Raw genomic sequence first — 14754 nt, forward strand, 5'->3', positions numbered from 1 at the left:
CTGCCCGGCGGGGTCCCGGGCCGGCGACGCCCGGCCCGGAGCCCGCTCACTTGGCGAGTGGCAGCTTCTGGACCAGCAGTTTTCCGGCCATCGTCACGCCGCCGTCCATCGCGATGGCCAGTCCCTCGGCGTAGACATGCGGACCTTCGACGACGGGGCCGCTGTCGTCCCCGCCGTCCTCGGAGCCGACTTCACCCAGCAGGTACGGAATGGGGCTGTGGCCGTGAACGACCCGGGTGCCGCCGTACGTATTCAGCAGGGAGCGCACCGCTTCGGCGCCGCCCTCGTCGCGGAAGGAGAACCGCTTGGTGAACTTGCGGAACAGGTCCCAGACCTCGTCGGCGTCATTGCGGGTGATCGTTTCGCGGACGGTGTCGTTGACCTCTTCGATGGAGTGGCCGTAGTCGAGGTAGGCGGTGGTGTCGGAATGCAGCAGGAGATGGTCGTCGACGGCCTCGACGGCGTCCAGGCGGGCCATCCACTGCAGGTGGTGGTCCTGGAGCCGGTCCATGTCGGCTTTCTGCCCGCCGTTGAGGAGCCAGGCCGCCTGGAAGGTGGCGGTGCCCGCGCCGGAGTTGACGGGGGTGTCGCCGAACCGCTTGGCGCCGAGCAGCAGCAGTTCGTGATTGCCCATCAGGGCCTTGCAGTAGCCGCCGGCCGCGGCGGCCTCGGCGGACAGCCGCATCACGAGATCGATGACGCCGATGCCGTCCGGTCCCCGGTCGGTGAAGTCGCCGAGGAACCACAGCCGGGCGGGGCCGGCGCACCACTGGCCCGCGGAGTCGATGAGGCCCTGCTCCTGGAGGGCGGCGATCAGCTCGTCGAGGTATCCGTGGACGTCACCGACCACGTACAGCGGACCGGGCCCGGTGGGGGGCTGTGGGGCGGAGACGGACGCGGGGTCGACGATCACCTGCACAGTGTCACCCCGGTTGATGACCGGGAGGTCCCGACGCGTGGGTGTGTACCCCTCCGGGAGGCTCTCCGAGGGCGGCGGGGCCGCCGCCGCGTCACCGGGGTGCATGCTGTGGGCGTACGGACCGGTCTCGTGGATGTACGCGGGCACCCGGAAGTCGCGCACCGTCGGTGTGCGCTCCGCCCCGGGTCCCTGACCGGCCCCCTGAGTCATCGACCCCTCCACCATCACGCCGCAACTGCACCGCGTCGGACTGCCTGGTCGCAGCGGCCCGCGGTGTCGTGGGCCCATCATAGGAACGCGGATCGTGCCATGTGATGACCCAGGGGTGGTGAATCGGAGCAAGACGCCGGTTCATCGCGGCTTTCGCCCCATTTGGTCAGGTCTTCGCCCGCAGTGAGGCCACCCGGCCGCGCCGACTCCTCCTGGGACCGCGTCCGTCCGTACTCGGACAGCCGGCGCTCCCGTGAGCGGCGGCTCCCGGAGGGGAGTCGGCGCTTCACTCCTCCGGGAGCGGTTCCTTCACACCTCCGGGAGCCCGGCCCGGTCGCCCTTTCCGGGGATCCGCGGTTCTTCTGCCGGTCAGGCCGGCGACCGCGGCGGGCTGACCGTCGTGCGCGGTGGCCGGCGCTGCGACGAGGTGCGCACGATCAGCTCGGTGGGTATCACCTGCGCCACCGTGTGTTCCGGATCGACCCCTTCGATGGCGTCGATGAGCAGCTGGACCACAGCCGTGCCGATGCGTCGTGGTTTGAGCGAGAGCGTGGTGACGGGCGGCTCGGTGTTCGCGTAGACGGTGGACTCGCTGCAGCAGACGAGCAGCAGGTCGTCCGGGACGCGCAGGCCGTAGCGGCGCGCGGCGGCGAGCAGATCGGTGCCGTTGGGATCGAACAGCCCGTAGACGGCGTCGGGACGGTCGGGGCGGGCGAGCAGCCGGTCGGCGGCGACGGCGCCGGCGCACGGATCGTGTGCCGGGTAGGACTCGTAGACCGGGTCCTGGCCTACGCGCTCGCACCAGTGCAGATACGCGGTGGTCGACAGGTGGGTGTAGGTGTCGGTCGTGGTCCCGGTCAGCAGGCCGATGCGGCGGGCGCCCGCGGCGGCCAGATGGTCGAGGATGCCGAGCACCGCGGCCTCGTGGTCGTTGTCCACCCAGGCCGTGACCGGGAGCGAACCGGCCGGGCGGCCGTCGGAGACGACCGGTAAACCCTGCCGGACCAGTTCACTGACGACCGGATCCTGGTCCGAGGGATCGATGACGACCGTGCCGTCCAGAGCGACGTTGGACCACACGTCGTGTCGGGAGGTCGCGGGGAGGATCACGAGGGCGTAGCCGCGGGCGAGCGCGGCGGAGGTGGCGGCACGCGCCATCTCGGCGAAGTACGCGAACTCGGTGAAGGTGAAAGGTTCTTCCCCGTAGGTCGTCACGGTCAGGCCGATGAGTCCCGACTTGCCGGTACGGAGCGTGCGGGCGGCGGCCGAGGGACGGTAGCCCAGCCTGTCGGCGACCTCGCGGACGTGGCGCCGGGTGGCGTCCGGGAGCCTGCCCTTGCCGTTGAGGGCATCGGAGACGGTCGTGATGGAGACTCCGGCGGCGGCGGCCACGTCCCTGATGCCCGCTCGACCCGGCTTGCTGCCTCGGCGTGAGGTTTCCGCGCGGCTCACCTGGTGCTTCCCTGCTGCTGTCATGGCGAGCCGATAGTAGGGCTCATGTGGTGGGGTAGGGCGGACGCATATGCATGCGTTGACAGGCACGTTTCTGCATGATCATTAAAGGGTAAGTTCCTTGCAAAGCAAGGATGTTGAACGTTCCAATGCCAAGACCTGACGTGTCGGCGCATGCAGACCTGCCGAGGGGGCGATGTTGCGAAGAGGTCTCAACTCACCTGCACGGGGGATGCGCGCCACGGCGCGAGCCACCGGCGCGTAGATATATGTGCGGCGCGCCCCCCGGTCCGGACGCCCTTTGCGCGCCTTCACGTGGTGAGGCCCCTGTTGCTGGAGGGGCGGATGATGCGGAGGCGACTCCTGCTGCCGCTGCCCGCACACGCAGCGGCGTTTCCAGGCGGCGGAGCCCCCACGCAGCGGCATCTCTACTCCGTCGCGTCGAATCCTCATAAGGTGAGCAGTATTGGATGTCGGCGGCGGTCATGGGCCGCCGGTCTTCGGAGGAGGACTGCGGTGAGCGAGACGAGCCCCAAACTGCGCGCCGAGCTGGAGGGGATCCCCACGTACAAACCGGGCAAGCCGGCGGCGGCCGGTGGCCCGGTGGCCTACAAGCTGTCCTCCAACGAGAACCCGTATCCGCCGCTGCCGGGGGTGATGGAGGCCATCGCCTCCGCGGTGTCCTCCTTCAACCGCTACCCCGACATGGCCTGCACGGCCCTGATGGCGGAGCTGGCCGAGCGCTTCGCCGTCCCGGTCTCCCACCTGGCCACCGGCACCGGTTCGGTGGGCATCGCCCAGCAACTGCTGCAGGCCACCTCGGGCCCCGGTGACGAGGTGATCTATGGCTGGCGCTCGTTCGAGGCGTACCCGATCATCACCAGGATCAGCGGTGCCACCCCCGTGCAGGTGCCCCTGACCCCGGGGGATGTGCACGATCTCGACGCGATGGCCGAGGCGGTCACCGACCGGACCCGGCTCATCTTCGTCTGCAACCCCAACAACCCGACCGGCACGGTGGTCCGGCGGGCCGAACTGGAGCGCTTCCTCGACCGGGTGCCCCGCGATGTCCTGGTGGTGCTCGACGAGGCCTACCGTGAGTTCATCCGTGACCCCGAGGTGCCGGACGGTGTGGAGATCTACCGGGAGCGGCCCAATGTCTGTGTGCTGCGGACCTTCTCCAAGGCCTACGGGCTGGCCGGACTGCGCGTGGGTTTCGCGATCGCCCATGAGCCGGTGGCCGCGGCGCTGCGCAAGACGGCGGTGCCGTTCGGTGTGAGCCAGCTCGCGCAGGATGCGGCGATCGCCTCGCTGCGTGCCGAGGACGAGCTCATCGGCCGGGTCGGTTCGCTGGTGTGTGAGCGCAACCGGGTCATGGACGCGCTGCGTGCTCAGGGCTGGAAGGTGCCCGAGAGCCAGGCCAACTTCGTGTGGCTGCGGCTGGGGGAGCGCACGGCGGCGTTCGCGCAGGCGTGCGAGCAGGCAGGCGTGGTCGTCAGGCCGTTCCCCGGGGAGGGGGCGCGGGTGACGGTCGGCGAGACCGAGGCCAACGACATCTTCCTGAAGGTGACGGAGGCCTTCCGCAAGGAGCTGTAGCCGCCCGGGGTCCCGGAGCGCCTCGGCCTCGCGGCCGTGACAGCCGGCCGACGGATCAGCCGTCGGCCGGCTGTCGGCGTTCTCCCTCTCGGCGGCGTGTCGTCTCCGTGCCGCTTCCGGACCTTTTCGTGTCGCCCCATGCCGCCCCGTCCCCACAAAGCACTGCCCAAGGGGTTGACGTCACAGGGGACCCCCCTTCCGAATGTGAAAAGCAGTAGGCCATAATTGCTTGTGAATGTGAACGCGTTCACAAGCGCATCCTGTTTCTTCCGAGATGTGGGGGACGAACGGGATCAAGCGGCCGCTGTGGCACAGCGATGTAAGGAGCGACGACGTGGACCTGGCTTTGGCGCCGGAGACCCTGGCGCGATGGCAGTTCGGTATCACCACCGTCTACCACTTCCTCTTCGTTCCCCTGACGATCTCCCTGGCCGCCCTCACTGCCGGGCTGCAGACCGCCTGGGTGCGCACCGAGAAGGAGAAGTACCTCAGGGCGACGAAGTTCTGGGGCAAGCTCTTCCTGATCAACATCGCGATGGGCGTGGTCACCGGCATCGTGCAGGAGTTCCAGTTCGGCATGAACTGGTCCGACTACTCGCGGTTCGTCGGTGACGTCTTCGGCGCCCCGCTCGCCTTCGAGGCCTTGCTCGCCTTCTTCTTCGAGTCCACCTTCATCGGCTTGTGGATCTTCGGCTGGGACAAGCTGCCCAAGAAGATCCACCTGGCCTGCATCTGGATGGTCTCGCTCGGCACCCTGCTGTCCGCCTGGTTCATCCTCGCGGCCAACTCCTGGATGCAGCACCCGGTCGGCTACCGGATCAACGAGGAGAAGGGCCGCGCCGAGCTCACCGACTTCTGGTTGGTGCTCACCCAGAACACCACGCTCAACCAGGTCTTCCACAGCTTCGCGGCGGCTTTCCTGACGGGCGGCGCCTTCGTGGTGGGCATCGCGGCCTTCCACCTGATACGCAAGAAGCACATCACCGTGATGCGGACGTCGCTCCGGCTCGGCCTGGTCACCATGGCGGTCGGCGGGCTGCTCACCGCGGTCAGCGGGGACACCCTCGGCAAGGTCATGTACGAGCAGCAGCCGATGAAGATGGCCGCCGCGGAGGCACTGTGGGACGGCGAGGGGCCGGCACCGTTCTCCGTGTTCGCGTACGGAGACGTCGACAAGGGGCACAACGAGGTCGCGCTGGAGATCCCCGGGCTGCTGTCCTTCCTCGCCCACGGCGACTTCGAGTCGCACGTGCCCGGGATCAACGACACCAATGAGGCCCTGCAGGAGGAGTTCGGGCCCGGTGACTACCGGCCCATCGTCCCCGTCGCCTACTGGAGCTTCCGCTGGATGATCGGCTTCGGCATGGCGTCCTTGTCGCTCGCCCTGCTGGGACTCTGGCTCACGCGGAAGAGGTTCCTGCTGACGGCCACCCTGCGCACCGGAGAGGACGAGGTCCCGCATCTGGTGCTGCTGAAGAAGCCGCTCGGGGCACGGCTCACCCGGCTGTACTGGCGCCTGGCGCTCTGGACGATGGCGTTCCCGCTGATCGCCAACGCCTGGGGATGGATCTTCACCGAGATGGGCCGGCAGCCCTGGGTCGTCTACGGCCTGATGCAGACCCGTCACGCGGTCTCCCCCGGTGTGTCCCAGGCCGAGGTCATCACCTCGATGAGCGTCTTCACCCTGCTCTACGCCGTCCTGGCCGTCATCGAGGTCAAGCTGCTCGCCAAGTACGTCAAGGCAGGTCCGCCCGAGCTGACCGAGGCAGACCTCAACCCGCCCACGAAGATCGGCGGCGATCCCCGTGACGCCGACAAGCCGATGGCCTTCTCGTACTAGGCCGAGGGAGCCACAGTCATGGAACTGCACAACGTCTGGTTCGTTCTGATCGCCGTCCTGTGGATCGGCTACTTCTTCCTGGAGGGCTTCGACTTCGGGATCGGGATCCTCACCCGGCTGCTCGCCCGCGACCGTACCGAGAAGCGGGTGCTGATCAACACCATCGGGCCTGTCTGGGACGGCAACGAGGTGTGGCTGCTCACGGCCGGTGGCGCGACCTTCGCCGCCTTCCCCGAGTGGTACGCCACGCTCTTCTCCGGCTTCTACCTGCCGCTGCTGGTCATTCTGGTCTGCCTGATCATCCGGGGTGTCGCCTTCGAGTACCGGGCGAAGCGGCCGGAGGAGCGCTGGCAGCGCAACTGGGAGACGGCGATCTTCTGGACCTCGCTCATCCCCGCCTTCCTCTGGGGCGTGGCGTTCGGGAACATCGTGCGCGGAGTGAAGATCGACTCCGAGTTCGAGTACGTGGGCAACGTCTGGGACCTGCTCAACCCGTATGCCCTGCTGGGCGGCCTGGTCACGCTGACGCTCTTCACCTTCCACGGTGCGGTGTTCGCGTCGCTCAAGACCGTCGGTGAGATCCGGGGACGGGCGCGGCAGCTGGCACAGCGCGTGGGGCTGGTCACGGCCGTGCTGGCACTGGTCTTCCTGCTGTGGACGCAGGCCGACGGTGGTGACGGGGCGAGTCTGGTCGCGCTGGTGGTCACGGTCGCCGCGCTGGTCGGCGCCCTGATGGCGAACCGGGCGGGACGCGAGGGATGGTCGTTCACCCTGTCCGGCGTCACCATCGTGGCCGCCGTGGCGATGCTCTTCCTGACGCTCTTCCCGAACGTCATGCCGTCCACGCTGAACGCGGACTGGAGCCTCACCGTCACCAACGCCTCCTCCGGCGCCTACACCCTGAAGATCATGACCTGGCTCGCGCTGATCGCCACGCCGTTCGTCATGCTCTACCAGGGCTGGACGTACTGGGTCTTCCGCAAGCGGATCGGCACCCAGCACATCGCCGATCCCGTGCATTGAGGTGTGTTTCACGTGAAACCAATCGACCCGCGACTGCTCCGCTACACCCGCGCCACGCGATTCTTCCTGGTGGCGGTCGTCACCCTGGGCGCCGTCGGCGCGGGGCTGGTGATCGCTCAGGCCGTGCTCATCGCCGAGGTGGTGGTGGGCGCCTTCCAGCACGGTCTGGACCTGGCCGAACTCGGCACTCCCGTGATGCTCCTGGTCTGTGTCGCGGTCGGCCGCGCCCTGGTCGGCTGGCTCACCGAGCTGGCCGCGCACCGGGCGAGCGCGGCGGTCAAGTCGGAACTGCGGGGCCGACTGCTGGAGCGGGCCACGGCACTCGGCCCGGGGTGGCTGACCGGGCAGCGGACCGGTTCGCTGGTCGCCCTGGCGACCCGTGGGGTCGACGCCCTCGACGGCTACTTCTCGCGCTATCTGCCCCAACTGGGGCTCGCTGTGGTCGTCCCGGTGGCGGTGCTGGCGCGGATCGTCACCGAGGACTGGGTCTCGGCGGCGATCATCGTCGTCACGCTGCCGCTCATCCCGGTCTTCATGATGCTGATCGGCTGGGTCACCCAGTCCCAGATGGACCGGCAGTGGGAGCTGCTGTCCCGGCTGTCCGGTCACTTCCTGGACGTCGTCGCCGGGCTGCCGACGCTGAAGGTGTTCGGGCGGGCCAAGGCGCAGGCGGAGTCGATCCGGCGGATCACCGACGAATACCGCCGGGCGACCATGCGGACCCTGCGGATCGCCTTCATCTCCTCCTTCGCGCTGGAACTCCTCGCCACCCTCTCGGTGGCGCTGGTCGCCGTGACGATCGGCATGCGGCTCGTGTACGGCGAGATGGACCTGTACACCGGCCTGGTCATCCTGATCCTCGCGCCCGAGGCGTACCTGCCGCTGCGACAGGTCGGTACGCAGTACCACGCCGCGGCGGAAGGGCTGGCCGCCGCCGAGGAGATCTTCTCGGTCCTGGAGACACCCGTGCCGACGCCGGGCACCGGCGCGGTACCGTCGGGCGCCCTGTCCTTCGAGGGCGTGACCGTCCGCTATCCCGGACGGTCGACGGACGCGTTGTCGAACGTGTCCTTCTCCGTCGAGCCAGGGGAGACGGTCGCGCTGGTCGGGCCGAGCGGGGCCGGCAAGTCGACGTTGCTGAACGTGTTGCTGGGCTTCGTGCGGCCGACCGAGGGACGGGTGCGGATCGGGGAAGCCGATTTCTCCGGTGTCGATCCGGCGCAGTGGCACAGCCGGGTGGCCTGGGTGCCGCAGCGGCCGCACCTGTACGCCGGGACGATCGCCGAGAACGTACGCCTGGCCCGGCCCGGCGCGGACGACGACGCCGTCCGCCGTGCCCTGCGGGACGCGGGTGCCCTGGAATTCGTGGACGCGCTGCCCGAGGGTGCCGACACCGCGTTGGGGGAGGACGGAGCGGGGCTGTCCGCAGGACAGCGGCAACGGCTCGCGCTGGCCCGCGCCTTCCTTGCGGACCGTCCCGTGCTGCTGCTCGACGAGCCGACGGCCGCGCTGGACGGGGCCACCGAGGCCGAGGTCGTGGCAGCTGTACGGCGGCTGGCGGCCGGTCGGACCGTGCTGCTGGTGGCACACCGGCCGGCCCTGCTGGCGGTGGCGGATCGCGTGGTGCGGGTGACGGAACCCGCTGCCGGCGACCGGGCGCGGCCCGGACCGGCGGATCACGACGGCGTCGACCAGGAGCCTCCGCTCACCGAACACGCTTCCGGTGCCGCTCCCGCCTCCGCCGAAGGCGCGGCGGGGTCCGGACCGGAGGACGCCCTGACAGAAACCGGCGCAGAGACCGGCGCGCGCGGAGTGCTGGCCCGTGTCCGTGCTCTGTCCGGTGCCCGGCGAGGGCGGCTCACGTTCGCGCTGGTGCTCGGCAGCATCGCGCTGGGCAGCGCCGTGGGCCTCATGGCGACGTCCGGATATCTCATCTCCCGGGCCTCGCAGCAGCCCCCCGTGCTCTATCTGATGATCGCCGTGACGGCGACGCGGGCCTTCGGCATCGGACGAGCCGTGTTCCGGTACGCCGAGCGACTCGTGTCGCACGACGCGGTGCTGAGGACGCTGGCCGACACCAGGGTCGCCGTGTACCGGCGGCTGGAGCGGCTGGCCCCTGCCGGACTGCGAGGAACACGCCGGGGCGATCTGCTCTCCCGGCTGGTCGCCGACGTGGACGAACTGCAGGACTACTGGCTGCGCTGGCTGCTTCCGGCAGGTGCGGCGGTGGCCGTCTCGGCCCTGTCCGTCGGCTTCACGGCCTGGCTGCTCCCCGAGGCCGGAGCCGTGCTCGCGGCCGGGCTGCTCGCGGCGGGAGCCGGTGTACCGGCGATCACGGGCGCCGTGGCCCGGCGTGCGGAGCGCCGGCTGGCGCCCACCCGCGGAGTCCTCGCGACCCGCGTCACCGACCTGCTCACCGGAACCGCGGAGCTGACGGTCGCGGGCGCCCTGCCCAGGCGGACCGCGGAGACACGACGGGCCGACGGAGTGCTCACCCGGATCGCCTCGCGCGCGGCCACCGCCACCGCCCTCGGAGACGGACTCACCGCACTGATCTCGGGTCTGACCGTCACGGCCGCGGCCCTCGTCGGCGTGCAGGCGGTGTCCGCCGGCCGGCTGGACGGCGTGGCGCTGGCCGTTGTCGTCCTCACCCCGCTGGCGGCCTTCGAGGCCGTACTCGGACTGCCGCTCGCCGTGCAGCACCGGCAGCGAGTGCGCAAGAGCGCCGAGCGCGTGTACGAGGTACTGGACGCCCCGGTGCCCGTACAGGAGCCGGAACGACCCCGGCAGGCGCCCGCGTCGCCGTTCCCGCTCGTGGTCAAGGAGCTCGAGGCCCGGCATGCCGGGCAGGAACGGGACGCGCTCGCCGGACTGGACCTGAGGCTGGAGCAGGGCCGCAGGATCGCGGTGGTCGGCCCGTCCGGCTCGGGCAAGACGACGCTCGCACGGGTGCTGTTGCGGTTCCTGGACGCGAGGGCGGGCTCGTACACGCTGGCCGGTGTGGACGCGTACGCCCTGGACGGCGACGACGTGCGACGGCTGGTCGGACTGTGCGCGCAGGACGCCCACCTCTTCGACAGCTCGGTGCGCGAGAACCTGCTGCTCGCGAAGCGGGACGCCACCGAGGGTGAACTGCGCGACGCGCTCGCCCGTGCCAGGCTGCTGGAGTGGGCCGACAGCCTGCCCGACGGCCTGGACACCCTCGTCGGCGAGCACGGGGCACGGCTCTCCGGGGGGCAGCGGCAACGCCTGGCACTGGCCAGGGCGTTGCTCGCGGACTTCCCCGTGCTGGTGCTGGACGAACCCGCGGAGCACCTCGACCTGCCGACCGCGGACGCGCTCACCGCCGATCTGCTGGCCGCCACCGAGGGCCGCACGACCCTGCTCATCACCCACCGGCTGGCCGGACTGACGGCGGTGGACGAGGTGATCGTGCTGGACGAGGGGCGCGTGGTGCAGCGCGGAGCATACGAGGAACTGGCAGCCGTGGCCGGACCGTTGCGGCGCATGCTGCGGCGCGAGGCCGAGTCGGACCGGCTGGCGGTGGCGAACTGACCGGGACACGGAGACCGGGACGCCACAAGCGTGACCGTGAAGGGCGCGTGTGACAAGGCGTCAACCCTGACGGGCAGGGCCCCTTTTCGGCGGTATCACTGGTCCATCCGGGTCGCACGCTCCCCCAGGCGTACGACATGAACAGGACCGGGTGCCCGAGCGGCGCGAGGATCGCTGTCATGCGCCTCACCCGCCGCCGTCCGCTGCTCGTCGCCGTGCCGCTGTGCGCGCTCGCCGTGCTCGCCGCCCGGCCCACCGACGGCGAGGTGCCCCAGGCCCCCGGCCACGGCCTGGGATCCGGCGTCAGTGCACAGGTGGTGCGGCTTTACGAGGAAGCGGCCGCGGCGACCCTGAAGTACGAGGCGGGCAGGCGCGAGGCCGACCGGCAGCGGGCCGAGGCGCAGCGGCTGGAGGATCTGCTCGACCGGGAGCGGGCGGAGTCCGCTGTCCTGAGCGAGGACCTGGGCCGGATCGCGCGGTCCCAGTACCGCACCGGCGGTGGGGTGCCGCTGACCGCGCACATCCTCCTCGCGGACGACCCCGAGGAGATGATGCGAGGCCAGCGGGCCCTGTGGAAGGCGCATGTGGCCCTCGACAACGCGATCAAGAAGAACGCACGGGCCGAGGCGCGGATCACCCGTGAGGAGGCGAAGGCGGCGGAAGCGTGGAAAGCGCTGGAGAAGCGGAACAAGCAACTCGCCGACCTGAAGAACGGCATCGAGCAGAAACTCGAGACGGCGCGGTGGCAGCTGCAGGGACAGGCGGACGCCTCGGTGACGGCCGGCTCCTGCCGTGGTGCGGTACGGCTCGACCAGCCGGAGTTCCGGTTCACCGACTCCTGGGTGCCACCGGTGGAGACCTATGCGCTGTCCGCGTCCTACGGGAGTGGCGGCGCACTCTGGGCGAACCAGCACACCGGGCAGGACTTCGCGGTGCCGATCGGCACGCCGGTGCGGTCCGTGGGCGCGGGCAGGGTGGTGAAGGTGTCCTGCGGAGGGGCCTTCGGCATCGAGATCGTGGTGCAGCACACGGGCGGCTACTACACGCAGTACGCCCATCTGGCCGCCGTCGCCGTCGACCAGGGCGAGCGCGTCTCGCCCGGGCAGTGGATCGGCCAGTCCGGGACCAGTGGCAACTCCACCGGACCGCATCTGCATTTCGAGGTGCGGGTCACGCCGGAGATGGGCTCGGCGGTGGATCCGGTGCCGTGGCTCGCGCAACGAGGCCTCACCCTCTGAGCGAGCCCCGGCACTCAGAAATGATCCGCAAGCAGCTGTTCGATCACCACGGCCACTCCGTCCTCGTTGTTGGCGATCGTCTGCCCCGAGGCGGCGGCGAGGACGTCCGGGTGGGCATTGCCCATCGCGTAGGAGCGGCCCGCCCAGGTGAGCATCTCGATGTCGTTGGGCATGTCCCCGAACGCCACGACCTGCTCGTGTGAGATTCCGCGTTCGGCGCAGCACAGGGCGAGCGTGCTCGCCTTGGACACGTCGGGACCGCTGATCTCCAGCAGGGCGCTCGGGCTGGAGCGGGTGACGTTGGCACGGGTGCCGACGGCCAGCCGCGCCAGGCTGAGGAAGGCGTCGGGGTCGAGTTCGGGGTGGTGGGCGAGGACCTTGAGCACCGGTTCGTCGGCGGCGGGGGCGTCCGGCGCCAGCAGTTCCTCGGCCGGGGCCAAAAGGTCCGGGACCTCCATGTGCAGCTTCGGGTACGCCGGCTCCTGGTGGAAGCCGTAGGTCTGCTCGACGGCGTACACGGTGCCCGGTGCGGCGTCGCGCAGCATCTGCACCGCGTCCAGCGCGTTCGGCCGGGCGAGCTCCCGCACCTTCACGAAGCGGTGGGCGCCGGGACCGCCGTGCAGGTCCACGACGGCGGCGCCGTTGCCGCAGATGGCGAGCCCGTGGCCGTGGACATGGTCGCTGACGACGTCCATCCAGCGGGCGGGGCGGCCGGTGACGAAGAAAACCTCGATGCCCGCCTCCTCGGCGGCGGCCAGTGCGGCGACCGTGCGGGGGGACACCGACTTGTCGTCGCGCAGCAGGGTGCCGTCGAGGTCGGTGGCGATGAGCCGCGGTGGGACGACGGGGCTGTCTTTCTGCTCGAGCGAGGTCGAGAACGGGGGAGAGCCCGGGGTCGCGGGCTGTCGGATCGCTGAGGTCACCCGGTCATTGTCCCGTATGCGCCCGCACGACCGTGCGGCACTCCGCACATGTGAGTGGTTACCGCTCTTCGGTGTTCCCCGAATCCCTCGACGAAGCGGTCGCCGCGAGGGCACGGGCATCGGTCCCGCCGGCCGGGCTCCTGCTCAGGACAGCTGCGCCGACGCCTCCATGGCGATCCGCTCGAAGATCTTCTGGTCCGCCGCGAAGTCCGAGTCCGGGACGGGCCAGTGGAGCACGATCTCGGTGAATCCCAGCTCCGTGTGGCGGCCCGCGAAGTCGACGAACGCGTCCAGGGACGCCAGCGGCCGGGCCCGGTCCGGGGTGAACCCCGTGAGCAGGATCTTTTCCAGTTCGGCCACGTCCCGCCCGCGCTCGGCGCAGGCGTCGGCCAGCCTCTCCAGCTGACCACGAATGGCGTGAACCGACTGCTCGGACGTGCCGTTCTCGTACAGCTTCGGGTCGCCCGTGGTCACCCACGCCTGCCCGTGCCGTGCGGCGAGCCGCAACCCACGCGGTCCGGTGGCGGCCACGGCGAACGGCAACCGGGGCCGCTGCGCACAACCCGGGATGCCACGGGCCTCGTGCGCCGCGTAGAAGTCGCCCTGGTACGACACGGAGTCCTCGGTGAGCAGCCGGTCGAGCAGGGGGACGAATTCGGCGAAGCGGTCGGCCCGCTCACGCGGCGTCCACGGTTCCTGGCCGAGCGCGGTGGCGTCGAAACCGGTTCCGCCCGCGCCGATACCGAGGGTGACGCGCCCGCCGGAGACGTCGTCGAGGGAGATCAGCTCTTTGGCGAGGGTCACCGGGTGCCGGAAGTTCGGCGAGGTGACGAGCGTGCCGAGCCGGAGCCGTTCGGTGGCCGTCGCGGCGGCGGTGAGCGTGGGGACCGCGCCGAACCAGGGGCCGTCCCGGAAGGTCCGCCAGGACAGGTGGTCATAGGTGTAGGCGGCGTGGAAGCCCAGCTCCTCGGCACGCCGCCACTTGTCGCGGCCACCCTCGCGCCAGCGGTCGATCGGCAGGATCACAGTGCTCAGTCGCATGAGGACGACCCTACGAGAGACCGAGCAGGTGTCGCATCGACTGCGCGGCGCGGACGGCGGCGTCACCGCAGCAGTTGTTGAACAGGACGTGGACCTCCCGAGCCTGCTCGGCCATCTCGTGGACGCGCGGTGTCCACTCGGAGAGTTCTTCGGGCGTGTACGAGTGGCGGAACCTCTCTTCCTTGGTGCCGGTCCCCCACGCGCTGTTGCGGCCGTGGAAGCGCACCAGGGCGAGTTCCGGGGTGGTGACCCGTACGACAGGTGGCACGGAAGCGGGAAGCGTCTGCACCATGTCCACGGCCACGGCGGCCGTGTCCAGCTCCGTCAGCAGGGCGGTCGTCGCATCGACCTGTTCCTCGCGCCACCAGCCGGGGTGCCGGAACTCCACGGCCATCGGCCATCCCGCGGCACGCTCACGGCACCGGCGCAGGAACTCCACCGCCGGCCTCCCCGGTACGAGCCGGCGGGGGAACTGGAAAACCAGCGTCCCCAGACGGCCGGACGCGCGCAGTGGTTCGAGGGCCGCGCTGTACCGGTCCCACACGTCGTCCAGCAGCCCGGGGTCGATGCCGGTCCGTCCCCGCTGCCGGGCGAAGGCCGGACGCAGTGCGGCGGGCAGCGCTTCCGGCCGTGTCGGATGTCCGGTGAGCAGGGAGAACGCCTTCACGTCGAACCGGAAGTCCTCCGGGGTGCGGTCGGTCCACAGAAGGCTGTTACGGGCGCTGGGCAGCCCGTAATAGGTGGAGTCCACCTCGGCCACCGGGAACTGTGTGGCGTAGTGCCGCAGTCTGCCCTCCGCGTCGCGGTGGCCTGCCGGATACCAGCCGCTGGACACCAGCGCCTTGTCCGTCCACGAGCAGGTTCCGACCCGGATCTCTCCCATTCCGCCCGTCTTCCCCGGACGCGGTGACGGATTCGTCCGGCGCAGGAAGCCGTCCGCCCGGCTCTGGGTGCCCG

The 14754-nt window shown here is 70.3% G+C and carries 10 protein-coding genes; 5 read left to right on the plus strand and 5 right to left on the minus strand.

Annotated features, from left to right (window positions below):
- Window positions 1-46: 46 nt before the first annotated feature.
- A complete protein-coding gene (locus tag ACTWJ9_RS16740; protein WP_279337990.1) occupies window positions 47-1144 on the minus strand; it encodes a metallophosphoesterase in 1098 nt (365 codons plus the stop codon).
- A 354-nt stretch (window positions 1145-1498) separates the two neighbouring features.
- A complete protein-coding gene (locus ACTWJ9_RS16745; RefSeq protein WP_279335030.1) occupies window positions 1499-2605 on the minus strand; it encodes a LacI family DNA-binding transcriptional regulator in 1107 nt (368 codons plus the stop codon).
- A gap of 492 nt (window positions 2606-3097) precedes the next feature.
- Here ACTWJ9_RS16745 and hisC point away from each other — a divergent pair, with 492 nt between their 5' ends.
- The 5 genes from hisC (at window position 3098) to ACTWJ9_RS16770 (ending at window position 11833) form a co-directional block, all read left to right on the plus strand.
- The gene (hisC, locus tag ACTWJ9_RS16750) at window positions 3098-4177 is read left to right on the plus strand and encodes a histidinol-phosphate transaminase (RefSeq protein WP_387035398.1); all 1080 of its coding nucleotides are present in this window, start codon (window positions 3098-3100) and stop codon (window positions 4175-4177) included.
- 334 nt (window positions 4178-4511) lie between these two features.
- Entirely contained in the window at window positions 4512-6017 is a 1506-nt protein-coding gene (locus ACTWJ9_RS16755) for a cytochrome ubiquinol oxidase subunit I (RefSeq protein ID WP_443294375.1), read from the plus strand.
- 18 nt (window positions 6018-6035) lie between these two features.
- Window positions 6036-7040 (plus strand): cytochrome d ubiquinol oxidase subunit II, encoded by a 1005-nt coding sequence (gene cydB / locus ACTWJ9_RS16760; RefSeq protein WP_279335033.1) that lies wholly within the window; start codon window positions 6036-6038, stop codon window positions 7038-7040.
- Between the two features lie 12 nt (window positions 7041-7052).
- Window positions 7053-10595, plus strand: a complete 3543-nt coding sequence (gene cydD, locus ACTWJ9_RS16765) for a thiol reductant ABC exporter subunit CydD (RefSeq protein ID WP_443294376.1) — start codon at window positions 7053-7055, stop codon at window positions 10593-10595.
- Window positions 10596-10774: 179 nt separating this feature from the next.
- Entirely contained in the window at window positions 10775-11833 is a 1059-nt protein-coding gene (locus tag ACTWJ9_RS16770) for a M23 family metallopeptidase (RefSeq protein WP_387035401.1), read from the plus strand.
- A gap of 14 nt (window positions 11834-11847) precedes the next feature.
- Here the strand turns inward: ACTWJ9_RS16770 and ACTWJ9_RS16775 are convergent, their stop codons facing one another.
- The 3 genes from ACTWJ9_RS16775 to ACTWJ9_RS16785 form a co-directional block, all read right to left on the minus strand.
- On the minus strand, window positions 11848-12774 hold the full coding sequence (locus ACTWJ9_RS16775; RefSeq protein WP_443295893.1) for an HAD hydrolase family protein: 927 nt from the start codon (window positions 12772-12774) through the stop codon (window positions 11848-11850).
- Window positions 12775-12900: 126 nt separating this feature from the next.
- Entirely contained in the window at window positions 12901-13797 is an 897-nt protein-coding gene (locus ACTWJ9_RS16780) for an LLM class flavin-dependent oxidoreductase (RefSeq protein WP_279335036.1), read from the minus strand.
- 10 nt (window positions 13798-13807) lie between these two features.
- Window positions 13808-14680 carry a DUF72 domain-containing protein gene (locus tag ACTWJ9_RS16785; RefSeq protein ID WP_443294377.1) on the minus strand — a complete coding sequence of 291 codons (873 nt, stop codon included), beginning with the start codon at window positions 14678-14680 and terminating at the stop codon, window positions 13808-13810.
- Between the last annotated feature and the right edge of the window lie 74 nt (window positions 14681-14754).

It is taken from the genome of Streptomyces sp. GDS52 (assembly GCF_052246875.1).
Lineage (GTDB): Bacteria > Actinomycetota > Actinomycetes > Streptomycetales > Streptomycetaceae > Streptomyces > Streptomyces cathayae.

Bases quoted from the DNA above. Each gene is read 5' to 3' on its own strand.
- ACTWJ9_RS16740 (WP_279337990.1), bottom strand. From the start codon at position 1,144: ATGGTGGAGGGGTCGATGACTCAGGGGGCCGGTCAGGGACCCGGGGCG.
- ACTWJ9_RS16780 (WP_279335036.1), bottom strand. From the start codon at position 13,797: ATGCGACTGAGCACTGTGATCCTGCCGATCGACCGCTGGCGCGAGGGT.
- cydB (WP_279335033.1), top strand. From the start codon at position 6,036: ATGGAACTGCACAACGTCTGGTTCGTTCTGATCGCCGTCCTGTGGATC.
- ACTWJ9_RS16770 (WP_387035401.1), top strand. From the start codon at position 10,775: ATGCGCCTCACCCGCCGCCGTCCGCTGCTCGTCGCCGTGCCGCTGTGC.
- ACTWJ9_RS16745 (WP_279335030.1), bottom strand. From the start codon at position 2,605: ATGACAGCAGCAGGGAAGCACCAGGTGAGCCGCGCGGAAACCTCACGC.
- ACTWJ9_RS16785 (WP_443294377.1), bottom strand. From the start codon at position 14,680: ATGGGAGAGATCCGGGTCGGAACCTGCTCGTGGACGGACAAGGCGCTG.